This is a genomic window from Streptomyces sp. NPDC023838 (assembly GCF_040639555.1).
GTDB lineage: Bacteria > Actinomycetota > Actinomycetes > Streptomycetales > Streptomycetaceae > Streptomyces.
This window is the reverse complement of sequence record NZ_JBFAAD010000002.1, coordinates 345,975-366,545: the sequence shown is the minus strand read 5'-3', so window position 1 is coordinate 366,545 and position 20,571 is coordinate 345,975. Positions and strand designations below refer to the sequence as shown.

Here is a 20,571-nt window from a genome sequence, read left to right as displayed (position 1 = left end):
CTGCTGCGAGTGCTACTCGTGCTACGAGTGCTACGAGTGGTGCGGGCGGTGCGGGTGGTGGGTGCGAGGCCGTGCTTCCCGCGCTGCTCGCGGTGCTCGGCGGGCTCACCCCGGTCGTCCAGGCGCTCCCACCGGACGCCGCGCTCGTCGATGTGCGGGGCGCCGAGCGGTACTTCGGGTGGGACGCCGCCCAGCTCGCCTCCGTCATCCGGGTCAGGGCGCTCGCCCACTGCGGGGTGGACTGCACCATCGGGGCCGGGCCCAGCCCCATGCTGGCCCGGATGGCCGCCCGGGGTGCCCGGCCGGGCACCACCCTGGTGCTGGCCCCGGACGAGGTGACGGAGTTCCTGGCGGACAAGCCCGTCGCCGCGCTGGACGGGGTCGGCGCCGCGACCGCCCGTACCCTCTGTTCGTACGGGCTCGACTCGGTCGGCAGGGTCGCCGCCGCTCCGCTCGCCACCTTGCAGCGGATCGTCGGCGCGCGGTCCGGGCGCGAGCTCCATGAACGGGCCCGGGGCATCGACCGCACCCCCGTCGTGCCTAATGCGGCGGCCCGCTCCCTCGGTGCCGAACGCTCCTTCCCCCGTGACGAGTTGGACCCCGACCGTCGGCGCCGGGCGCTGCTCTCCCTCACGGAGGAGCTGGGCGCCCGACTGCGCGGCACGGAGCAGGTGTGCCGCTCCCTGACGCTCACCGTCCGGTACGCCGACCGGTCCACCACCACCCGTGGCCGCACCCTGCGCGAGCCCACGGCCCACTCCCCGGCGCTCACCGCGCTGGCCTACGCGATCCACGAGTCGCTCGGCCTCCAGCGAGCCCGCGTCCGGGGTATCTCCCTGCGGGCCGAGGGGCTGACGCCCGCCCGACTGGCGTCCCGGCAGCTGACGTTCGACCCCACGGACGACCGGGCTCACCGCCTTGAGGCCGTCGCCGACCGCGCCCGCGCCCGTTTCGGCCCGGCCGCGATCGTCCCGGGCACACTCGCGGAGGCGGAGGCGCAGGAGGGGACGGAGGCGCAGGCGCAGGCGGGGGCGGAGGCGCAGGCGCAGGAGGGGACGGAGGCGCAGGCGGGGGCGGAGGCGGTGCCCGGAACTCTGGCTGACGCCGCCTGAGTGCGACATGGTTCGCCGGGCCGGGCCGGGCCGGGCCGGGGCCTCGCCTCGCCGTGCCGTGGGTACGTACTTGCTTACGCTCCCGCCGAGAGTCGCGCGCCCCCGTCCACCGTGAGCACGACGCCCGTCGTGAAGCTGTTGCCTATGAGGAACGCGATGGCGTCCGCGATGTCCTCGGGGGCGCCGCAGCGGCCGGCCGGGCTCGACTTGGCGTACGAGTCGAAGGTCTGCGCCTTGGCGTCCGCGTCCATCCAGCCCGCGCCGCGAGGTGCTGCGTCAGATCCTGGAACGCGGGGTGCGGCGCGGCGAATTGAGCGAGAGTGCCGAGGCGTCGCTGGACCTCGCCGTCGACTTCGCGTTCGGGGTGATGTGGTACCGGCTGCTGAGCCGCCACGCCCCGGTCGACGACGATCTCGCCGCCGACCTCGCCGCGGCACTGGAGAAGCTGCTCTCGGGCGATGGGGTTGGGGCTGGGGAGGCGGAGGTGAGGGGGGAGCCCGGAGCACGCCGTCGCTGGTGGCACGGCAGTTTTTACCGACGCGTAACTTCACTTCTCAGGCTACCGGTGCGTAATTTGGCGAGCGAACAGCACTTGTGGTCCGGATCACAGGGTGTGTGTCCCCGCAACTCCCCTTGAGCCGCAAGGAGATCGCCCGATGCTGCCCTGGAAGCCCCGTCGCCCCTGGAAACACGTGGTCAGACCGCTGGCGGCGCTGCTGCTCGCCGCCGCGGCCACCGCCGTTCCCGCGACCGCCGCGCACGCCCAGTCCGCCCCCACCAGCGGCTGGAACAACTACTCCTGCAAGCCCTCCGCCGCCCACCCCCGCCCCGTCGTCCTGGTCCACGGCACTTTCGGGAACTCGGTCGACAACTGGCTGGCCCTCGCCCCGTACCTCGTCAACCGGGACTACTGCGTCTTCTCGCTCGACTACGGCCAGCTCCCGGGCGTACCGCTCTTCAACGGCCTCGGCCACATCGACAAATCGGCCGCACAGCTCGCCGGTTTCGTAGACAGAGTGCTCGCGGCGACCGGCGCCCCCAAGGCTGATCTGGTGGGGCACTCCCAGGGCGGCATGATGCCGCGCTGGTATCTGAAGTTCCTGGGCGGCGCCTCCAAGGTGAACACGCTGGTCGGCATCGCGCCCGACAACCACGGCACCACCCTGCTCGGCCTCACGGCGCTGTTGCCCTACTTCCCCGGCGCCGGGGACCTGCTCAACCTCGCCACCCCCGGCCTGGCCGACCAGGTGGCCGGGTCGCCGTTCCTGGCCAAGCTCAACGCGGGCGGCGACACCGTTCCCGGAGTGCACTACACCGTCATCGCCGGCAAGTACGACGAGGTGGTCACCCCGTACCGCTCGCAGTTCCTGAACGGACCCGACGTCAACAACGTCCTCATCCAGGACAAGTGCGCCCTCGACCTCTCGGAGCACGTGGCGATGGGACTCCTCGACCGCATCACCTACCACGAAGTGGCGAACGCCCTCGACCCCGCGCACGCCACGTCCACCACCTGCGCGTCCGTCACCGGCTGAGTCCTCCTAGTCCGCTGACTCCCTTGAGCCCTTTGGCTCCCCGCCCCTTCCGTAAGAGCAGCGGCGAGGCTCCTTCACCTACGAAGTAGGTTGAAGGAGCCTCGCCTTGTGCGGGGTGCGGGGTGCGGGGTACGGGGACGGGGCCGGATCAGCGGCCGTGGCGGCCGCCGGCCGGAGCGGCCTTGCGACGGACGGTCAGGAAGAGGAACGCGGCGCCCACGGCCAGGGCGGCCGCGCCGCCGGACGCAAGGTACGGAGTGGAGCTGCTGCCGCCTGTCTCGGCGAGGTTCTCGGTGCGGGGCGCGCCGTTCTCGGCCGGAGCGGCGGCCACACTGTCGGTGTGCGGCTGGTTGCCGGACTGCTCCTTGCCGCCGGCCTGCGCGCCCGGCTGCCCGCCACTCCGCTTCCCGCCCTTGTCGGCGGCCGGCCGCGCCGGTGCGCCCGCGCCCGTGTTCGCGTCGTCGTCACCGTGGCCGTGGTGTTCCACCGTCGACTTGGAGGCGCCGTCCTCGACCTGCTGCTGGGTCGGCGCCGAGGCCGTCGGGGCCGGGGCGGCTCCGGCGCCGCCGCTGTCCTTGCCGAACACCACGTCGGAGCAGGTGTAGAAGGCCTCGGGGCTGTCCGAGCGCTGCCATATCGAGTAGACGAGGTGGCGGCCCGACTTGGCGGGCGGGCTGCCGTCGAAGACATAATCTCCGTTCTGCATCGGCGGGTTCGTCGCCTTGGCGAACGGCGCGGGCTCCAGGTCCGACCACTTCAGCGGCTTGGTGGGGTCGTAGCCGTCCTTGGTGATGTACAGCTCGAAGGTGCCCTTGTGGGGAGCCGTGCCCTTGTAGTGGAAGGTGTGGCGCCCGGCGGTCAGCTTGGTGGACGGCCAGTCGGCGCGCGCCAGGTCCAGGCCCTTGTACTTGTCGTTGCCCGCGCTGCAGAGCTTGCCGTCGGGGATGATCTGCTTCGACTTGCCCGCCGCGTTGGCGATGTTGACCGCGTTCCAGTCGTAGAACGCCTGGGTGCCGCTGGCGGCGACGGCCGCCTTGCAGGCGGCCGAGCGGGGGCTCTCCGGCCCTTCGGCGTAACAGGCGGAGACCCGGCTGACCGGGTCCGTCATCGAGCCGTGGGCAGCGGCCGGACCGGCCGCGAGCCCGGTCAGCGCGAGCGGCGCCATGGCCAGGGCGGCGGTGGCGGCGGCCTTGCGACGAGCGGTCATCGTGACGTTCTCCTTCGGTGCTGCACGGGGAGGGGCGTGGAGCACGCTAGCCGCCGAGAACCGCGAAATCGCCTGCTGGGAGGGGGTGGTGACGATCCTTATGGCGGCGTTAAGGAGCGGCTGAGAAGCGGTTAAGAACGGGCCGCCTTGGCCGTAGTGCTGGGCCGCCCTGGCCGAAGCGCCGGGCCGCCCTGGTCGTAGCGCCGGGCCGCCCTGGTCGTAGCGCCGGGTGCCCGCGACCGTAACGTGGATGCATGATCCTCACCATCGACGGCATGAACGCGGGGCCGGCGGACCCGTATGACGACATCCGCCCCGCCACTGACGCGGACATCGCGCGCGTGAAGGAGGTCACCGACGCCGCGTACGGCCACTACGTCGAACGCATCGGCGTGGTGCCCGCGCCGATGGAGGACGACCACGGGGCGAACGTCGCGGCCGGGCGGGTGTTCGTGACGGGCGACCCGGTCGTCGGCGTCCTCGTGCTTGTCCTGGAGGCGGACCACCTCTTCCTCGACTCGATAGCCGTGCACCCGGACGCCAAGGGGACGGGCCTCGGCCGACGGCTGCTCGCGTACGTCGAGGTGTACGCCCACCGGCTCGGGCTGCCCGAGGTACGGCTCTACACCAACGCCAAGATGTGGGAGAACCGCCGGATGTATCCGCGCTTCGGGTACGAGCTCGTGGAGCGGCGCGTGGAAGGGCCGTACGACCGCTTCCACTACCGCAAGGAGATCGCCGGGCAGCCGCACTGGTCGAACTAGCCGAGGTGGTCGAGCTGGTCGACCCCGACGAACTGATCGACCCAGCCGAACTGATCGAACTGGTCGAACTGGTCCGGCTAGTCGAGCAGTGCCGTGAACTTGCCGAGCCTCGCCAGGAGTTCCAGCTCGTCAAGTGCCTGTACGGCGTGGCTCGCCGCGTCCGGGTCGCTCTCGGCGAGACCGCTCTCGGCGAACTCGTCCTCGTCCAGGCGGAGCACGGTGGCGCCGTCGGCGGAGACCCAGAGGTCGAGGTCCAGGTCCTCGACGACCACCGCTCCGTCGCGCACCACGGCGGGGCGGGTGATGTCGCAGTACCAGCCCTTGAGCGACGCGTCGGCCGCCCGTACCTCCTTCACCGCGTACCAGCGGTCCCGCCAGTAGTGCTCGGTGAAGACGTCGCCCGGCTCGAAGCGGACGAAGCCGAAGTCGCGGACACCGTCGGCCGCCCAGGGGGCGCGGACCGTGAGTCGGACGCCGTCGTCGGACACCACCGACGCCGGGTAACCGATCTTCGTACGGCCCGACTTGACCAGGGTGACGGTGAGGAGGGAGCCGGGCTCAGCCGAGTTCGCGGACATGTGTGTCTCCGTTGCGCAGATTTCGCAGATTTCCTGGGGGACCGGTTGTCGATCGCCGGCATGGGGTCGCCGCTCTGCGTACCCGGGCCACGGATTCGGCCTCCAGGGAGTCCCCGGGGCGTGGATCTCGGACGATCACGGTCATGGAGTCGGACGTTACGCGCGGGGCCCGGCGGGTGCCTCCCATTTTCGTCCCGCCCGGGGGAGGGGCAGAATCGGCCTGTGACCCTGAAGATCGTCATTGACCAGGAAGCCGCGAGCGCGCCGTACGAGCAGCTGCGGGCCCAGATCGCCGAGCGGGCCCGGGCGGGGGTGCTGCCCGTGGGGTACAAGCTGCCCACGGTGCGCGGCCTCGCCGAGGAGCTCGGGCTCGCCGCCAACACCGTGGCCAAGGCCTACCGCGCGCTGGAGGCCGACGGGGTGATCGAGACGCGCGGGCGCAACGGTACGTTCGTCGCTGCGGCGGGCGACGCGGCGGAACGCCGGGCCGCGGCGGCCGCCCGCACGTACGCCGAAGAGGTACGGCGCCTGGGCCTCAGCCGCGAAGCGGCGCAAGCGGCGGTGTCGGACGCGGTGCGGGCGGTGTACGGCGACTGACACGGACGCCTGACCCTTGGCCGTCAGCCGTCAGCCGTCAGCCGTCAGCCGTCAGCCGTCAGCCGTCGTCTGTCAGCCGTCGTCTGTAAGCCGTCGTCTGTCAGCCGTCGTCTGTAAGCCGTCAGCCGTCAGCCGTCGTCTGTAAGCCGTCAGCTGTTGTCTGTCAACTGCCAGCTGCAAGCCGACGCCTGTCATCTGTCAGCTGACAGCCGACATCTGCCATCTGTCATCTGTCAGCTGTCGTCCGTCACCTGCAAGCTCAGCGCTGACCGTCCCGTCCCTTACAAATACAACCCCGCATCCGCGCCCTCCCGCGGATCCGGGACGCTCGGCGGTGTGGTGCCGCGGCGCAGGGCGAAGAGCTCGGCCAGGGTGGCGCCCTCGCGGCCCACGCCTTCCTCCGTACCCAGCCAGGTGACCGCCTCGCGGCGGGTCATCGGCCCCACTTCGATACGCGCCAGACAGCGGCCGGGGCGGACGACCGCGGGGTGCAGGCGCTCCAGGTCCTCGTTGGTGGTGACGCCGACCAGGACGTTGCGGCCCTGGCCCAGCAGGCCGTCCGTCAGGTTCAGCAGGCGCGACAGGGCCTGCCCCGCCGTGTGCTTGGCCTCGCCCCGGATCAGCTCGTCGCAGTCCTCCAGCAACAGCAGCCGCCAGCGGCCCTTCGCCGAGCCGTCGTCCTCGCCGATCGCGATGTCCATCAGATAGCCGACGTCGTTGAAGAGGCGCTCCGGGTCCAGTACGCAGTCCACCTGGCACCAGTCGCGCCAGGAGCGGGCGAGCGTGCGCAGCGCCGAAGTCTTGCCGGTGCCGGGCGGGCCGTGGAGCAGCAGCAGGCGGCCCGCGATGTCGTCGGGAGTCACCTTCATCAGGCGGTCCATCGCCTCGGCCACCGGCGCCGTGTAGTTGGGGCGGACCTCCTCCCACGTGCCGGCCGCGATCTGGCGGGTGGTGCGGTGCGGTCCGCGGCGCGGCGAGACGTACCAGAAGCCCATCGTGACGTTCTCCGGCACCGGTTCCGGCTCGTCCTCGGCGCCCTCGGTGGCCTGCTTGAGCACTCTCTCGGCGAGGTCCTCGCTGGTCGCGGTCACCGTGACGTCCGCGCCCCGGTTCCAGCGGGAGACGAGCAGCGTCCAGCCGTCGCCCTCGGCGAGCGTGGCGCTGCGGTCGTCGTCGCGCGCCGCGCGCAGCACGGTCGCGCCCGGCGGCAGCAGGCTGGCGCCCTTCTTGACCCGGTCTATGGAGGAGCTGTGCGAGAAAGGCTGCTCGCCCGTGGCGAACCGGCCGAGGAACAGCGCGTCGACGACATCGGACGGGGAGTCGCTGTCGTCCACGTTCAGCCGGATCGGCAGCGTGGCTTCAGGGTTCGCGGACATGGCTTCCATGATCCGGCAACACGCCCCGCCGCGCACGGTGTTTTGTCCCGTTGGGCCGGGACGGAACCGCGGCCGGGGCGAGCCCTTCCGGTCGGCGCAAGGCGACACATCTGGGTCGCGGGCCCCTCCGAGTCCTCCGGCCAGGTGAGCGGGGCTCCGGGGTGGCGCACCCCAGCAGAGCCGTCAAGGCAAGAAAGGCAGGCAGGAAAGGCAGGCAAGAAGGGCACGAAAGGCAAGAAGCGTGCGGTGAAGTTCCGTGCGGCGAAGGTCAATTGACGAGAACTCATGGTCAGGGTTTCCCCCGTTGGAGCGGATTTCTGAAAGTTCTTGGCATGTCCACTTCCGGTGATCCCTACCCGCTGGTACCACATCTGTGGCGGATATCCCGCACTAGGAGGCCCCCACATGAAGCTCTCCCGTATGACGGCCTATGTGTCGTCGATCTTCCTGACCGCAGCCTTCGCCCTCACCGGGGCGGGCGTGGCCAGTGCCGCGACCCACGCCCAGGCCGCGGGCACCGACTACGTGGCGCTCGGCGACTCCTACTCCTCGGGAGTGGGCACCGGTACGTACGACAGCTCCAGCGGCTCCTGCAAGCGTTCGCCCAAGGCCTACCCGTCCCTCTGGGCCGCGTCCCACGCCCCGGCCACGTTCGCCTTCACCGCCTGTTCCGGCGCGACCACCGGCGATGTGACCGCCGGTCAGCTCGGCCCGCTCAACTCCTCCACCGACCTCGTCTCCATCACCATCGGCGGCAATGACGCGGGCTTCTCCGACGTCATGACCACCTGCGTCCTGAACTCGCAGTCCACCTGCATCAACCGCATCAACCAGGCGCGCACCTACGCCGACACCGTGCTGCCCGGAAAGCTCGACGCCGTCTACGACGCGATCAGAGCCAAGGCGCCCAACGCCCACGTCGTCGTGATCGGATACCCGCACTTCTACAAGATCGGCGGCAGCTGCTTCGGCGGCCTGAGCGACACCTCGCGCGCGGCGATCAACAGCGCGGCGGACGAGCTGAACACGGTCACCGCCAAGCGCGCGGCCGACCACGGCTACACCTTCGCCTCGGTCGTCCCGCCCTTCACCAACCACGAGATCTGCTCCGGCAGCTCCTGGCTGAACAGCCTCGTCTGGACCAACATCGGCGAGTCCTACCACCCGACCGCCTCCGGCCAGTCCGGCGCCTACCTGCCCACCTTCGCCAACGCGGCCTGATCCCGCCCTGACATCACCTCAGCCGGCGGGCGGGCCCGAGCCGCTGCCCGCCGGCGCCGTGTAAGACGAGGAGGCCCCGCCCGTCGGGGTCTTCTCCTTGCAAGTGACCGAGTAGGCGACCGAGTTGGAGTTCGCGGCGACCGGCGAGCGCACCTCCAGCTGGACCGCGTTGTGGACGGTCTCCCCGGCCTCGTACCCCGACTCGATGTGCCGCACCTGCCTGCTCCTCGGATCGCCGGAGCCGAAGCTCAGCGTCTTCCAGCCGGGGTCGGACGACTCCCCGGACGCCGTCACCCAGCGGTACTGGACGTCCACCGGCGTACGGCCCACGGTGAAGGTGGCGACCACGGCCGGGGCCGCGTCGTCGGGCGGCGGGCACGTTCCCTCGTAACTTCCGCGAACACTTTGGAGAGAGACCCTCACCGACTGCGCGGGCGGCGACGAGCTGCTCGGGCTGTGGCTTGGGGTGTCCGTGGGGCTGGTGGTGGGGCTTGTGGCGCTGTGGCCCGTGGTGGCGGCGCTGCTGCTGTGCGGCGTGGTGTGCGAGACCGGGCCCGGCGCGGAGGGCGTGCCCGCGTGGTCGCTGCCTCCACCGCCTCCGCTGTGTGCCAGCGCCCACGCGAGCCCGCCGAGCGCGAGCAGCAGGAGGACGGCCGCCACCAAAAGCACTGCTCCCGCACGCCGTTGACGGTCGGGCGGCGGATCCGTTGCGGTCGCCGCCGGGTCGTACGAGCCCGGCACCACCGGGACCGCCAGCGGTGGCGTGCGGCCGGGGCCCGGGGTCCCGGAAGCGACCGTCGGCATGCCGTACGGCCCGGGGTACGGCGGCGGAACCTCCCGCACCTCGCCACCGGCGCCCACCACGCGCAGCTGGTGCTCGGCCGCCTCCGCCGACAGCCGCTCGGCCGGGTCCTTGCGCAGCAGCCCCGCGATCACCGGGGCGAGCGCGCCCGCCCGGTGCGGCGGTGGCAGCTCCTCGTCGACCACGGCCCGCAGCGTGGAGAGCGGGGTGGCCTGGCGGAACGGCGAGCTGCCCTCGACCGCCGCGTACAGCAGCACTCCGAGCGACCACAGGTCGGACGGAGGTCCCGGGATCCGCCCCAACGCCTGTTCGGGGGAGAGGAATTCGGGCGAGCCGATCACCTCGCCCGTCATGGTGAGCGTGGAGGTGCCCGCCACCATGGCGATCCCGAAGTCGGTGAGGACCACCCGGCCGTCGTTGGCGAGCAGGACGTTGGCGGGCTTCACATCGCGGTGCAGCACCCCGGCCTCGTGCGCGGCGCGCAGGGCCGCGACGATCTCGGCGCCGATGTGCCCGGCGCGCTGCGGGGACAGCGGCCCGTCCGCCTCCAGTACCTCGGAGAGCGAGAGCCCGCGCACCAGTTCCATCACGATCCAGGGACGGCCGTCGTGGGTCGCCACGTCGTAGACCGTCACCACGTTGCGGTGCGAGATCCGGGCCGCCGCCCACGCCTCGCGCTCCAGGCGTGCGTACAGCCGCTGTTCGTCGGGGGAGTCGAGGCCGGCCGGCGCCCGGACCTCCTTGACCGCGACCTCGCGCCCCAGCACGTCGTCGCGCGCCCGCCACACCTCGCCCATGCCGCCGCGGCCGAGCGGGGAGAGCAGCCGGTAACGGCCCCCGATCACGCGCTGTTCGTTGCCCGGCACTTCGCTCACTGGCGGGCCTCCTCGGCGAGGGCGCGACCACAACGGCGGATCCTCTCCCCACGTTAGCTCAGGTCAGCGCGGTAGAGGCCCCCTCGGAGGCGTTGTCCAACTCGCCCTGGAATCAGGCATATTCAGAGAGTAATCAGGGCCTCATGTCAACCCCTCCCCGGGAGAGGTGAATCCCACCACCGGGATACACGAGTGTGATGCGAGGGCGATAGGGTTACCCTGCCCGGGGCCGGGTGCCCTCGTATGGGTGGGGAGTGACATGGAACAGATAACAGTGCGCAGCAGGGCGCGAGTGCCTGCCATCACCTGCGGGAGCAGTGCGACCAGCTCGCGGCTCGACCGCCATCTCTCGGTGCTGGGCGGTCCCGCCGTCCCGCTGCGGGAGTCGGCCGAGGCGACCTTGCTGATGCGTGAGCTGACCTCGCGTGACGCCGCGCACAGCCGGAGGAGCAAGAGCGCCCGCGTCTCGCTCTTCGCCCCGCTGCGGCGCCTTCGCCGCTCGCTCTTCGGCAGCCGCGGCTGAAGCCCACGACAGCTCACGATCAGTGACTTCCTGAAAACCGTGGCCTCCTGAGAACCCTGGCTCCCGAGAACCAGTGACTTCCTGATACACGCTCAGGCGATCACGCCGTCCCGGCGCAGCGCTGCTGTCAGCTCCTCTGTCATCCCCAGGGCTCGCAGCAGCGCTTCGGTGTGCTCGCCCAGCGCCGGCACGGCACCCATCCTCGGCTCGGCGCCGCCCGGCAGACCGACCGGCGGCAGCAGCGCGCGCAGCGGCCCCACCGGCGAGTCCACCTCCCGCCAGCGGTCGCGCGCCGCGAGCTGCGGATGCGCGGCGACCTCCGCGACCGTGTTGAGCCGCGCGCACGCGATGCCCGCCGCCTCCAGTCGCGCGATCGCCTTGGCCGCGGTCATCCCCGCCAGCGCCTCCCCGACCGCCTTGTCCGTCTCCGCCCGGTGCGCGGTCCGCGCGGTGTTGGTCGCGTACGCCGGATCTTCGGCCAACTCCGGTCGTTCCAGAACCTGTTCGGTCAGCCTGCGCCACTCGCGGTCGTTCTGTACGGAGAGCAGCACCTGGCCGTCCGCCGTCGCATAGGCGTTGTACGGGGCGATGACGGCGTGCGCGACCCCGGTGCGCGCCGGTTCCGTTCCGCCGTGCATCACATGGTGCAGGGGATGCCCCAGCCACTCCGCCAGCGCCTCCAGCATCGAGATCTCCACCGGGCCGCCCCGACCGGTGGTGCCCCGGCGCAGCAGCGCCGCGAGGACGCCGGAGTACGCGTACATGGCGGCGGCGATGTCGGCGGCCGGGATCCCCGCCTTCACGGGCTGCTCCGGCGTACCTGTCACGGAGACCAGACCCGCCTCGCACTGGACGAGCATGTCGTACGCCCGCTTGTGCGCGTACGGGCCGTCGGCGCCGTACCCCGATATGTCGACCGCGACCAGCCGGGGGTGGGCGGCGCAGAGCGTGGCCGCGTCGAGCCCCATCCTCGCCGCGGCCCCGTGCGCCAGGTTCTGTACGAACACGTCGGCCCCGGCGATCAGCCGCCGCAGCACGTCGAGTCCGCGCGGGTCCTTCAGATCGAGGGCGATCGATTCCTTGCCCCGGTTGCACCAGACGAAGTGCGAGGCGAGGCCGCGGGCGGCGGTGTCGTAGTGACGGGCGAAGTCACCGCCGTCGGGCCGCTCGACCTTGATCACCCGAGCGCCGAGATCGGCGAGCTGACGGGTGGCGAAGGGAGCGGAGACAGCCTGTTCCACGGCGACGACCGTGATCCCGTCGAGGGGGAGGGGCTGGGGCTGCGGCTGCGGAGTGCTCATGACAGCCGTGCTTACCGTGTACGGGCCACTTTTGTCACGGCCCGGCCGCTCGTGGCTCAGAGGAGGGCCAGCTGGCCGTCGGGTCCCTCTTCGTGATGGTCGAGTACGGAGGCGGGGCGGCGGGCCGACGGCGGTACGGGCAGCACGCGCGCCTCCACGAGCCGGTCGCGGGCGAGCTGGGGCCCGTCGGCCAGCTCCCGTTGCCGGGGGCGCAGCTCGTCGAGCAGGGCCAGCACGGTGATGAGCTCAAGGAGCTCCGAGGTCCACTCCTGCGGCCAGGAGGCGGGCCGGAGGGCTTCCAGGGTCCCGGGCTCGCCGGTTCGCGTCCTCTCCTCGAACCACAGCTCCAGAACGCTCACCCCGCTCACCTCGAACTCCCAGGCGCCCGGGGGGACGGGGGAGATCCGGCCCTCGCCCAGGTACAGGCTCTCGTCCTCCGGGTCGTACCGCAGCGCGTCCGGCCGGGCCGGGATCGCGGCCCGGACGTACGGCCGCCGGCCGCCGGGCAGGCGCGGCTTCTCACCGCCGCGCGCCCCGCGCACGGTCAGCTCGACGATCCGGTGCCCCAGCTCCACGCCCCGCTCCCAGAGCGCGGGGTCGGGGGTGAGCGGCAGGACGCATCCGGAGGGGGAGAGCTGGGCGGCGGCCACGATCCAGGCGAACAGGTCCTCCGGGGTGACGTCGTGTCCGTACTCCTTGCCGAGCAGGGCGAGCAGCCCGGGCGTGAAGTTGGGCTCGACGGCGCCGGGGCGGCGGTAGAGGGGGCGGATGCGGCCCGGGCGGCCGGCCGGGGAGCGGCCGTCGGGGAGCAGGGCGGAGACGGTGAGGGCGGGGCCGCCGCCGGTCTTCGGCAGGTGCCCCTGCTCGACGGCGAAGAGCTGCCGCTCGTCGGCGACGCGCCACAGCTCCGGGCGGGCGGCGTCCAGGAGGCGGTGATCGGGTATCAGCCACTGCTGGTCGAACGGGCCGTGGGTGAAGCGGAGGGGGGCGGGGCAGGGGCCGTCTTCCAGGGCGAGGGGTGCGGTGCCGGCGGGGCCGAGGGGGAGGGCGGTGACCCGGGTGTGGAGGGTGCGGGTGCGGGTAGGGTGGAAGAGGCGTTCGCGGGTGGGGGTGTCTGCCTGGACGAGGGTGTTCCAGCGGGTTCTGAGCGTGCGGTCGTCCGGGGCGGTGACCCAGGGGCGGCCCGGGCGCAGCGGGGCCACGGACCACGGCATCAGCTCGTCGAGCGGCTGCAGATCGTCACTCACGGGGGGTCATGCTAGGCGTCCGGCGGGGGGTTGTGCCCCCACCCCGCCCGTTCCCTCAAACCCTGGGCGGGTGGCCGGGTGGGTGGCTGAGGCGGTCCCCCGGGGGCTCCGCCCCAGACCCCGTCGCGGGGCTGCGCCCCGGGCCCCGTGCTTTGTCTGCGGGCCGGTGGGAGCTGGTCGCGCAGTTCCCCGCTCCCCTTTTTGGCCCGGTCTTTGTCTGCGGGTGTGTGGTGGGTTGCTCGCGCCGTTCCCCGCGCCCCTGGAAGCGCCCCTGCGGGGCGCCCAGGGGATTGCCGCGGAGCGGCATCTTCAGGGGCGCGGGGAACTGCGCGACCAGCCGTATGCGGCCCGCAGACAAACGGGAGCGGGGTGCAGGGGCCGCAGGCCCCGCAAACGGGGTCGGGGGCGTAGCCCCCGGGAGAGCCACCTCAGCCACCCACCCCCGGAGGCCACGCGGCGGAGCCGCACATGTCACAGCGGGAAGGGGCGGGGCGGGGGCAGGCTCAGCGGGCTTCCACCGTTACCGAGAACGAGAAGCGGTCGCCGCGGTAGCGGATGCGGGCGACGTCCACCACCCGGCCCGCCGCGTCGTACGTCACCCCCGTGTAGTGCAGGATCGGCGACAGCAGCGGAACCTCCAGCAGCTCCGCCGTCACCGGATCCGCCAGCCGCGCCTCCACCGTGTCCGTGATCCGGCTGATCCGCACCCCCACCGCGTCCCGCAGCACCTTCGTCATCGGCCACCGTTCGAGGTCGGACACCTCGATGCCGACGGCGAGCTCCGGACGTACCGCGTTCTCCGCCCAGTTGGTGGGCTCCCCGCTCTCGCTGTCCCGCCGCAGGCGACGGTAGGTGACGACCGACTCGCAGTCGGGGAAGTACTCCGCCAGCTCCCCCGGCACCGGCTCCGGCCCGTGCCCGAGCACCGTCGTCGGCTCGCCGGACTGCTGCGCCACGATCGCGTCGATCGAGCCGAGCAGCCGCACCGGCGCGCCGCGCCGTGCGGCCGGCTCGATGAACGTGCCGCGCCGCCGGTGCCGGGTGATCAGCCCCTCCTCCTCAAGCTCCTTCAGCGCCTGGCGCATGGTCAGCACGCTCACGCCGTAGTGCGCGGCCAGCCGCTCCTCGGTGGGCAGCCGCAGCGAGGCGTCCGGGGTACGGCCGAGTATCGACGCGCGCAGGGACTGCGAGACCTGGTACCAGAGCGGCAGCTTGCGGTTCAGGACCAGCGAGTCCGGAGCGAAGGAGGAGGCCGGGGGCGTTGCGGGGGTCGAGGAGGTCACGGGGATTCCGTATCAGGCTCTGGGGCGCGGGGGAAGGTACTGCCCAGGATCCGGGAGCACCGGGCCCGGCCGCACCCGGGCCGGGCCGTCCGGCCGCACCCGGGCCGGGCCACCCAGACGGCCCGGGGCCGGTGCGTGCGCATCGCGCCCGCAAGCGGCGCGCCGGCCCCCGCCGCTCGCGCCCGCATCACGCCCGGAAGTGGCGCTCCAGCCCCCGCCACACCTCGTCGTACCCCCGCTGCAGATGCTCCGCCGACGCCGCCTGTTCCGTCGCCGTCACCGGCCACCGCGTCTCGAACATGAACGCCAGGCCGTCGTCGATCTTCTGCGGCTTCAGCTCCGCCGCGCTCGCCTTGTCGAAGGTCTCCCGGTCGGGGCCGTGCGCCGACATCATGTTGTGCAGCGAGCCGCCGCCCGGCACGAATCCCTCGGCCTTCGCGTCGTACGCGCCCTCGATCAGGCCCATGTACTCGCTCATCACGTTCCGGTGGAAGTACGGCGGCCGGAACGTGTCCTCGCCCACCAGCCAGCGCGGCGCGAAGACGACGAAGTCGACGCCCGCGAGGCCGGGAGTGTCCGAGGGGGAGGTGAGGACCGTGAAGATCGACGGGTCCGGGTGGTCGTACGAGATCGTGCCGATGACGTTGAAGCGGCGCAGGTCGTACACGTACGGGACGTGGTTGCCGTGCCAGGCGACCACGTCGAGCGGCGAGTGGTCGTACTGCGCGGTCCAGAGGTTGCCGCAGAACTTGTTGACCACCTCCACCGGCCCCTCGGCCTCCTCGTACGCCGCGACCGGCGCCAGGAAGTCGCGGGCGTTGGCGAGGCCGTTGGCGCCGATCGGGCCGAGGTCGGGGAGCTGGAACGGCCGGCCGTAGTTCTCGCACACGTAACCGCGGGCCGTCTCGTCGAGAAGCTCGACCCGGAAGCGCACGCCGCGCGGCATCAGCGCGACCTCGCCGGGGCGCACCGCAAGGAGGCCGAATTCGGTGCGCAGCAGCAGTCCGCCCTGCTCGGGGACGATCAGCAGCTCACCGTCCGCGTCGCTGAAGACCCGGTCCATGGCGGCGTTTGCGTGGTAGAGGTGCACCGCCATGCCGGTGCGCTGGGCGGCGTCGCCGTTGCCCCCCAGCGTCCACAGCCCCGCCAGCCAGTCCGTCCCCGGCGCCGGCTCGGGCAGCGGGTTCCAGCGCAGCCGGTTGGGGTCGGGCGCGGTCTCGGTGAAGGGCGCGCTGCGCAGGCTCCCGTTGTCGGTCCGTACGAACGCGGGGTGCGCGGCCGACGGCGTGATCCGGTAGAGCCAGGAGCGGCGGTTGTGCGCCCTCGGCTCGGTGAACGCCGAGCCGCTCAGCTGCTCCGCGTAGAGCCCGAGGGGCGCGCGCTGCGGCGAGTTCCGGCCATGCGGCAGGGCGCCGGGAACCGCCTCCGAGCTGTGCTCGTTGCCGAACCCCGGGGAGTACGTCAGCGCCTGTGCCGTCTTCCTGGCCTGCTCGCTGCTGGTCGTCATCTGCCGCTCCCGCCGCTGAAGAATCCTGCAATCCTATGGGTCACCGTAGGATTCGGATTCGGCCGCGTCAACGGCAAAACCGGCCGAGCGCGGCATGATGGGGGCCGTGCCCCATGCGAACCTCCGCCGCGCACCGGTGCAGCAGCGCAGCGCCGAGCGCCTCAGCCGGATCCTGGACGCCTGCGCCGAGCTCCTGGACGAGACGGGTTACGAAGAGCTCTCGACCCGGGCCGTCGCCCAGCGGGCCGGGGTGCCGATCGGCTCGGTCTACCGCTTCTTCAGCAACAAGCGGGCCCTCGCGGAGGCGCTGGCGGCCCGCAACCTCGACCGGTTCGCGGAGATCGTCGGTGCCCGTCTCGCCACGATCGAGGCCGAGGACTGGCGCGGGGCGATCGACGCGGTGCTCGACGAGTACCTGGTCCTGAAGAAGACCATGCCGGGGTTCAACCTCGTCGACTTCGGCGGCCCGCAGCCGGTCGTCGACCCCTCCGCCGACGCCAACCACCTGCTGGCCGACCGGCTGGCCGAGCTGCTCCCGGCCCAGTTCGGCCGCGCCCCCGACGCCGAGCTGCGCCGGACCATCCTGGTCGCGGTCGAGGCGGCGGACGCCCTGCTGCGGCTCGCCTTCCGCACCGACCCGGACGGGGACCCGGGCATCGTCGCCGAGACCCGGGAGCTGCTGCACGCCTATCTGGCCAGGACGCTGGGCTGAGGCCCGGGCGCGGCGGCCGGGCGCCAACAGCCCTCCTTGGCCCTCGCCACCATGCCTACCGGTCGGTATGCTCAAACCGCCCGCGTGTCACCACCCGCCGCCCCGGGAGGACCCCCCATGTCCGCACTGCGCATCTGCCCCCTCTGTGAAGCCACTTGCGGGCTGACCCTGACCGTCGAGGGGACCCGGGTCACCGGCGCCCGCGGCGACCGGGACGATGTGTTCAGCCAGGGGTTCATCTGCCCCAAGGGCGCCTCCTTCGGCGAGGTCGACAGCGACCCCGACCGGCTCACCGCGCCCCTGGTCCGCCGCAACGGCAAGCTGGAGCAGGCGACCTGGGACGAGGCGTTCGACCTGGTCGCGGCGCGGCTGCGGCCGGTGGTCGAGACGTACGGAGCCGACGCCGTCGGAGTCGTGCTCGGCAACCCCAACGTGCACACCATGGCCGGGGCCCTCTATCCGCCCCTGCTGCTCGGCGGGCTGCACACCCGCAGCCTCTTCACCGCCAGCACGCTCGACCAGATGCCCAAACACGTCTCCAGCGGGCTGCTCTTCGGCGACCCGTTCGCCATCCCGGTGCCCGACCTCGACCGCACCGACCATCTGCTGCTGCTCGGCGCCAACCCGCTGGAGTCCAACGGGAGTCTGTGCACCGCGCCGGACTTCCCGGGCAAGCTCAAGGCGCTGCGCGGGCGCGGCGGCACCCTCACCGTCGTCGATCCGCGCCGCACCCGTACCGCCAAGCTGGCCGACCGGCACCTGGCCCCGCGGCCCGGCACCGACGCGCTGCTGCTCGCCGCGCTCGCCCACGTCCTCTTCGAGGAGGAGCTGACCGCGCCCGGCGAGCTCGCGGACCGGGTGGAGGGGCTGGCCGAAGTCCGCGAGGCGGTACGGGAGTTCACCCCCGAGGCGGCGGGGGCGGCCTGCGACCTGGACCCGGACGAGATCCGCATCCTCGCCCGGGAGCTCGCGGCCGCGCCCACCGCCGCCGTCTACGGCCGCATCGGCAGCTGCACGGTGGAGCACGGCACCCTCGCCAGCTGGCTCGTCGACGTCCTCAACATCCTCACCGGCAACCTGGACCGGCCCGGCGGCGCGCTCTTCCCGCTCTCCGCCACCGACCGCGCCCCGCGTCCGGCCGGGCCCGGCAAGGGGTTCGAGATCGGCCGCTGGCGCAGCCGGGTCGGCGGCCACCCGGAGGCCAAGTCGGAGCTGCCGGCGGCCGCCCTCGCGGAGGAGATCGAGACACCGGGCGAGGGGCAGATCCGGGCGCTGATCGTGTGCGCCGCGAACCCCGTGCTCTCCGCCCCCGACGGCGACCGGCTCGACCGCGCCCTGGACGGGCTCGACTTCATGGTCAGCGTCGACCCGTACCTCAACGAGACCTCGCGCCACGCCGACGTCGTGCTGCCCCCGCCGCCGCCCTCGCAGAGCGCCCACTTCGACTTCGCCTTCAACGCCCTCGCCGTACGCAACCAGGTGCGCTACACCCGCCCCGCCGTGCCGCTCGCCGAGGGCAGGCTCGGCGAGTGCGAGATCCACGCCCGGCTCGTCCTCGCGGCGACCGGGATGCACGGCGCCCCGGCGGACGCCGTGGACGCGACGGTCGTCGACCGTACGCTGGGCAAGGCCGTGGCCGACCCGCACTCGGCCGTGCACGGACGCGACCCCAAGGAGCTCGCCGCCGCGCTGACCGGCGAGAACGGCCCCGAGCGGCGGCTCGACATGATGCTGCGGCTCGGCCCCTACGGCGACGGCTTCGGCGCCGACCCGGACGGCCTCACCCTGGAGCGGGTCCTCACCCACCCGCACGGCATCGACCTCGGCCCCCTGGAGCCCCGTCTGCCGCAGGTGCTGCGCACCCGCAGCGGGCGGATCGAGCTGCTGCCCGCGCCGATCGCCGACGACCTGCCCCGGCTGCGCGCGGCCCTCGGCGCCCGGCCGGACGGGCTCGTCCTGGTCGGCCGGCGCCATCTGCGCTCCAACAACAGCTGGCTGCACAACATCCCGTCCCTGAACGGCGGTTCCAACCGCTGCACCCTGCACGTCCACCCCGAGGACGCGGCTCGGCTCGGGCTGCGCGACGGCGATCCCGTACGCGTCAAGGCGGACGGCGGCGAGGTGGCGGCGCCCGTGGAGATCACCGACTCGGTCCGTACGGGCGTGGTGAGCCTGCCGCACGGGTGGGGCCACGACCGCCCCGGGACCCGGCTCGGGGTCGCCGCCGGGCGGCCCGGGGTCAACGTCAACCAGCTGCTCAACGGCTCGCGCCTGGACCCGCTGTCGGGGACGGCGGTGCTCAACGGTTTCCCGGTCGAGCTGGTCGCACTTCGTTGACCTGGGGTTTTGCTCGTATTGCTCACGTGTCAACGTCTTGCTGACGCGAGAAGGGCCGACCTAACGTCATCCGCACCGCCAGCCCCCTGGTGGGAGTTCAAGGGTGAACGTTAGGTGTCCTCCATGCTGACCGTCCTCGGCTTCACCATGATCGCGACCTTCCTGGTGCTGATCATGCTGAAGAAGCTGTCGCCCATCGCGGCGCTGGTTCTGATCCCCGCCCTCTTCTGCGTCTTCGTGGGGAAGGGCGCCCACCTCGGTGACTACGTGGTCGACGGCGTGGGCAAGCTCGCGCCGACCGCCGCGATGCTGATGTTCGCGATCATCTACTTCGGGGTGATGATCGACGTCGGCCTCTTCGACCCGATCGTCCGGGGCATCCTGCGGTTCTGCAAGGCCGACCCGGTGCGGGTGGTCGTCGGTACGGCGGTGCTCGCCGCCATCGTCTCCCTCGACGGCGACGGCTCGACCACCTTCATGATCACGGTCTCCGCGATGTACCCCCTCTACAAGCGGCTGAAGATGAGCCTCGTGGTGATGACCGGAGTCGCCGCCACCGCCAACGGCGTGATGAACACCCTGCCTTGGGGCGGCCCGACCGCCCGCGCCGCCACCGCCCTCAAGCTCGACGCGTCCGACATCTTCGTCCCGATGATCCCGGCCCTCGCGGTCGGCTTGGTCGCGGTCTTCGTCCTCGCGTACGTCCTGGGGCGCCGCGAGCGCAAGCGGCTCGGCTACCTCACGCTGGACGAGGTCCTGGAGCCGGAGAGCGAGACGGTCCTGGTGGCGGCGGGCGGCTCCGAGTCGCCGCGCCCGGGCGCGGGCGGCGGCGGGGCGGACCTGCCCGAGACCCCCGGCCTCCAGGGCCTCGACCCGGAGCGCGCCACCCTGCGCCCCAGGCTGTACTGGTTCAACGCGGCCCTCACCGTGGTGCTGCTCACCGCCATGATCATGGAGTGGCTGCCGATCCCGGTGCTGTTCCTGCTGGGCGCGGCGCTCGCGCTGACCGTCAACTTCCCGCACATGCCGGACCAGAAGGCCCGGATCGCCGCCCACTCCGACAATGTCGTCAACGTGGCGGGCATGGTCTTCGCCGCGGCCGTCTTCACCGGCGTCCTCAACGGCACCGGCATGGTCAAGCACATGGCGGACTGGCTGGTCGGCGCCGTCCCCGAGGGCATGGGCCCGCACATGGCGCTGGTCACCGGCGTCCTGAGCCTGCCGCTCACGTACTTCATGTCCAACGACGGCTTCTACTTCGGCGTCCTGCCGGTCCTCGCGGAGGCCGGTGCCGCGCACGGCGTCTCCTCCGTGGAGATCGCCCGCGCCTCGCTGGTCGGACAGGCGCTGCACATGTCCAGCCCGCTGGTTCCCGCGGTGTACGTCCTGGTGGGCATGGCCAAGGTCGAGTTCGGCGACCACACCCGGTTCACGGTGAAGTGGGCGGCGCTCACCTCGCTGGTGGTCCTCGGCGCGGGAATCCTCTTCGGGATCATCTGAGGCTTCGGGATCATCCGCGGCTTCGGGGTCATCCGCGGCTTCGGGGTCATCCGAGGCGGGCCGCCGAGCCGGGCGGGGCAGGGGCCGCCGGAAC

At 72.3% G+C, this 20,571-nt stretch carries 19 protein-coding genes; 10 read left to right on the top strand and 9 right to left on the bottom strand.

Annotation, left to right across the window (positions count from 1 at the left end; genetic code table 11):
• The first annotated feature begins 71 nt into the window (after positions 1 to 71).
• Positions 72 to 1,112: a hypothetical protein gene (locus AB0G17_RS03960; RefSeq protein WP_361375192.1), complete on the top strand. Its 1,041-nt coding sequence runs from the start codon at positions 72 to 74 to the stop codon at positions 1,110 to 1,112.
• A 74-nt stretch (positions 1,113 to 1,186) separates the two neighbouring features.
• Here AB0G17_RS03960 and AB0G17_RS03955 read toward each other — a convergent pair whose 3' ends face one another.
• The gene (locus AB0G17_RS03955; RefSeq protein WP_361375190.1) at positions 1,187 to 1,363 is read right to left on the bottom strand and encodes an SDR family oxidoreductase; all 177 of its coding nucleotides are present in this window, start codon (positions 1,361 to 1,363) and stop codon (positions 1,187 to 1,189) included.
• A 17-nt stretch (positions 1,364 to 1,380) separates the two neighbouring features.
• Between AB0G17_RS03955 and AB0G17_RS03950 the strand changes: the two genes are divergently transcribed.
• Positions 1,381 to 1,749, top strand: a complete 369-nt coding sequence (locus AB0G17_RS03950) for a TetR-like C-terminal domain-containing protein (protein WP_361375188.1) — start codon at positions 1,381 to 1,383, stop codon at positions 1,747 to 1,749.
• 19 nt (positions 1,750 to 1,768) lie between these two features.
• Positions 1,769 to 2,647, top strand: a complete 879-nt coding sequence (locus AB0G17_RS03945; protein ID WP_361375186.1) for an alpha/beta fold hydrolase — start codon at positions 1,769 to 1,771, stop codon at positions 2,645 to 2,647.
• 148 nt (positions 2,648 to 2,795) lie between these two features.
• Here AB0G17_RS03945 and AB0G17_RS03940 read toward each other — a convergent pair whose 3' ends face one another.
• On the bottom strand, positions 2,796 to 3,854 hold the full coding sequence (locus AB0G17_RS03940) for a lytic polysaccharide monooxygenase (RefSeq protein ID WP_361375184.1): 1,059 nt from the start codon (positions 3,852 to 3,854) through the stop codon (positions 2,796 to 2,798).
• A 254-nt stretch (positions 3,855 to 4,108) separates the two neighbouring features.
• On the opposite strand from AB0G17_RS03940, the gene AB0G17_RS03935 reads away from it, so the two are divergent.
• The gene (locus AB0G17_RS03935; protein WP_361375182.1) at positions 4,109 to 4,618 is read left to right on the top strand and encodes a GNAT family N-acetyltransferase; all 510 of its coding nucleotides are present in this window, start codon (positions 4,109 to 4,111) and stop codon (positions 4,616 to 4,618) included.
• Between the two features lie 77 nt (positions 4,619 to 4,695).
• On the opposite strand, the gene AB0G17_RS03930 is transcribed toward AB0G17_RS03935, so the two are convergent.
• Positions 4,696 to 5,196: a DUF402 domain-containing protein gene (locus AB0G17_RS03930; RefSeq protein ID WP_361375180.1), complete on the bottom strand. Its 501-nt coding sequence runs from the start codon at positions 5,194 to 5,196 to the stop codon at positions 4,696 to 4,698.
• Positions 5,197 to 5,418: 222 nt separating this feature from the next.
• Here AB0G17_RS03930 and AB0G17_RS03925 point away from each other — a divergent pair, with 222 nt between their 5' ends.
• Positions 5,419 to 5,793 carry a GntR family transcriptional regulator gene (locus AB0G17_RS03925; RefSeq protein ID WP_361375178.1) on the top strand — a complete coding sequence of 125 codons (375 nt, stop codon included), beginning with the start codon at positions 5,419 to 5,421 and terminating at the stop codon, positions 5,791 to 5,793.
• Positions 5,794 to 6,074: 281 nt separating this feature from the next.
• Here AB0G17_RS03925 and AB0G17_RS03920 read toward each other — a convergent pair whose 3' ends face one another.
• A complete protein-coding gene (locus tag AB0G17_RS03920; RefSeq protein WP_361375176.1) occupies positions 6,075 to 7,178 on the bottom strand; it encodes a DUF5925 domain-containing protein in 1,104 nt (367 codons plus the stop codon).
• A gap of 396 nt (positions 7,179 to 7,574) precedes the next feature.
• On the opposite strand from AB0G17_RS03920, the gene AB0G17_RS03915 reads away from it, so the two are divergent.
• A complete protein-coding gene (locus tag AB0G17_RS03915) occupies positions 7,575 to 8,390 on the top strand; it encodes an SGNH/GDSL hydrolase family protein (RefSeq protein WP_361375174.1) in 816 nt (271 codons plus the stop codon).
• Positions 8,391 to 8,408: 18 nt separating this feature from the next.
• Here AB0G17_RS03915 and AB0G17_RS03910 read toward each other — a convergent pair whose 3' ends face one another.
• Positions 8,409 to 10,067, bottom strand: a complete 1,659-nt coding sequence (locus tag AB0G17_RS03910) for a serine/threonine-protein kinase (RefSeq protein WP_361375172.1) — start codon at positions 10,065 to 10,067, stop codon at positions 8,409 to 8,411.
• Between the two features lie 259 nt (positions 10,068 to 10,326).
• Between AB0G17_RS03910 and AB0G17_RS03905 the strand changes: the two genes are divergently transcribed.
• Complete coding sequence (locus AB0G17_RS03905; protein ID WP_361375170.1) at positions 10,327 to 10,590, top strand: hypothetical protein; 264 nt, start codon at positions 10,327 to 10,329, stop codon at positions 10,588 to 10,590.
• 92 nt (positions 10,591 to 10,682) lie between these two features.
• Here the strand turns inward: AB0G17_RS03905 and AB0G17_RS03900 are convergent, their stop codons facing one another.
• From AB0G17_RS03900 to hmgA, 4 genes are all read right to left on the bottom strand, one after another.
• Complete coding sequence (locus tag AB0G17_RS03900; RefSeq protein WP_361375168.1) at positions 10,683 to 11,891, bottom strand: CaiB/BaiF CoA-transferase family protein; 1,209 nt, start codon at positions 11,889 to 11,891, stop codon at positions 10,683 to 10,685.
• Between the two features lie 56 nt (positions 11,892 to 11,947).
• A complete protein-coding gene (locus AB0G17_RS03895) occupies positions 11,948 to 13,105 on the bottom strand; it encodes a type ISP restriction/modification enzyme (protein WP_361375343.1) in 1,158 nt (385 codons plus the stop codon).
• A gap of 536 nt (positions 13,106 to 13,641) precedes the next feature.
• Positions 13,642 to 14,421, bottom strand: coding sequence for a GntR family transcriptional regulator (locus AB0G17_RS03890; protein ID WP_361375166.1), 780 nt, complete (start codon positions 14,419 to 14,421; stop codon positions 13,642 to 13,644).
• A gap of 187 nt (positions 14,422 to 14,608) precedes the next feature.
• Complete coding sequence (gene hmgA, locus AB0G17_RS03885) at positions 14,609 to 15,928, bottom strand: homogentisate 1,2-dioxygenase (protein ID WP_361375164.1); 1,320 nt, start codon at positions 15,926 to 15,928, stop codon at positions 14,609 to 14,611.
• Between the two features lie 97 nt (positions 15,929 to 16,025).
• Here hmgA and AB0G17_RS03880 point away from each other — a divergent pair, with 97 nt between their 5' ends.
• The 3 genes from AB0G17_RS03880 (at position 16,026) to AB0G17_RS03870 (ending at position 20,477) form a co-directional block, all read left to right on the top strand.
• Complete coding sequence (locus tag AB0G17_RS03880) at positions 16,026 to 16,640, top strand: TetR/AcrR family transcriptional regulator (RefSeq protein ID WP_361375342.1); 615 nt, start codon at positions 16,026 to 16,028, stop codon at positions 16,638 to 16,640.
• A 117-nt stretch (positions 16,641 to 16,757) separates the two neighbouring features.
• The gene (locus tag AB0G17_RS03875; protein WP_361375162.1) at positions 16,758 to 18,977 is read left to right on the top strand and encodes a molybdopterin oxidoreductase family protein; all 2,220 of its coding nucleotides are present in this window, start codon (positions 16,758 to 16,760) and stop codon (positions 18,975 to 18,977) included.
• 123 nt (positions 18,978 to 19,100) lie between these two features.
• A complete protein-coding gene (locus AB0G17_RS03870) occupies positions 19,101 to 20,477 on the top strand; it encodes a citrate:proton symporter (protein WP_361375341.1) in 1,377 nt (458 codons plus the stop codon).
• The last annotated feature ends 94 nt before the right edge of the window (positions 20,478 to 20,571 follow it).

Coding starts and splice junctions, on each gene's coding strand:
- AB0G17_RS03900 (WP_361375168.1), bottom strand. CDS start 11,891: ATGAGCACTCCGCAGCCGCAGCCCCAGCCCCTCCCCCTCGACGGGATC.
- AB0G17_RS03870 (WP_361375341.1), top strand. CDS start 19,101: ATGCTGACCGTCCTCGGCTTCACCATGATCGCGACCTTCCTGGTGCTG.
- AB0G17_RS03920 (WP_361375176.1), bottom strand. CDS start 7,178: ATGGAAGCCATGTCCGCGAACCCTGAAGCCACGCTGCCGATCCGGCTG.
- AB0G17_RS03875 (WP_361375162.1), top strand. CDS start 16,758: ATGTCCGCACTGCGCATCTGCCCCCTCTGTGAAGCCACTTGCGGGCTG.
- AB0G17_RS03930 (WP_361375180.1), bottom strand. CDS start 5,196: ATGTCCGCGAACTCGGCTGAGCCCGGCTCCCTCCTCACCGTCACCCTG.
- hmgA (WP_361375164.1), bottom strand. CDS start 15,928: ATGACGACCAGCAGCGAGCAGGCCAGGAAGACGGCACAGGCGCTGACG.
- AB0G17_RS03895 (WP_361375343.1), bottom strand. CDS start 13,105: ATGCCGTGGTCCGTGGCCCCGCTGCGCCCGGGCCGCCCCTGGGTCACC.
- AB0G17_RS03905 (WP_361375170.1), top strand. CDS start 10,327: ATGGAACAGATAACAGTGCGCAGCAGGGCGCGAGTGCCTGCCATCACC.
- AB0G17_RS03955 (WP_361375190.1), bottom strand. CDS start 1,363: ATGGACGCGGACGCCAAGGCGCAGACCTTCGACTCGTACGCCAAGTCG.
- AB0G17_RS03880 (WP_361375342.1), top strand. CDS start 16,026: ATGGGGGCCGTGCCCCATGCGAACCTCCGCCGCGCACCGGTGCAGCAG.
- AB0G17_RS03915 (WP_361375174.1), top strand. CDS start 7,575: ATGAAGCTCTCCCGTATGACGGCCTATGTGTCGTCGATCTTCCTGACC.
- AB0G17_RS03935 (WP_361375182.1), top strand. CDS start 4,109: ATGATCCTCACCATCGACGGCATGAACGCGGGGCCGGCGGACCCGTAT.
- AB0G17_RS03945 (WP_361375186.1), top strand. CDS start 1,769: ATGCTGCCCTGGAAGCCCCGTCGCCCCTGGAAACACGTGGTCAGACCG.
- AB0G17_RS03940 (WP_361375184.1), bottom strand. CDS start 3,854: ATGACCGCTCGTCGCAAGGCCGCCGCCACCGCCGCCCTGGCCATGGCG.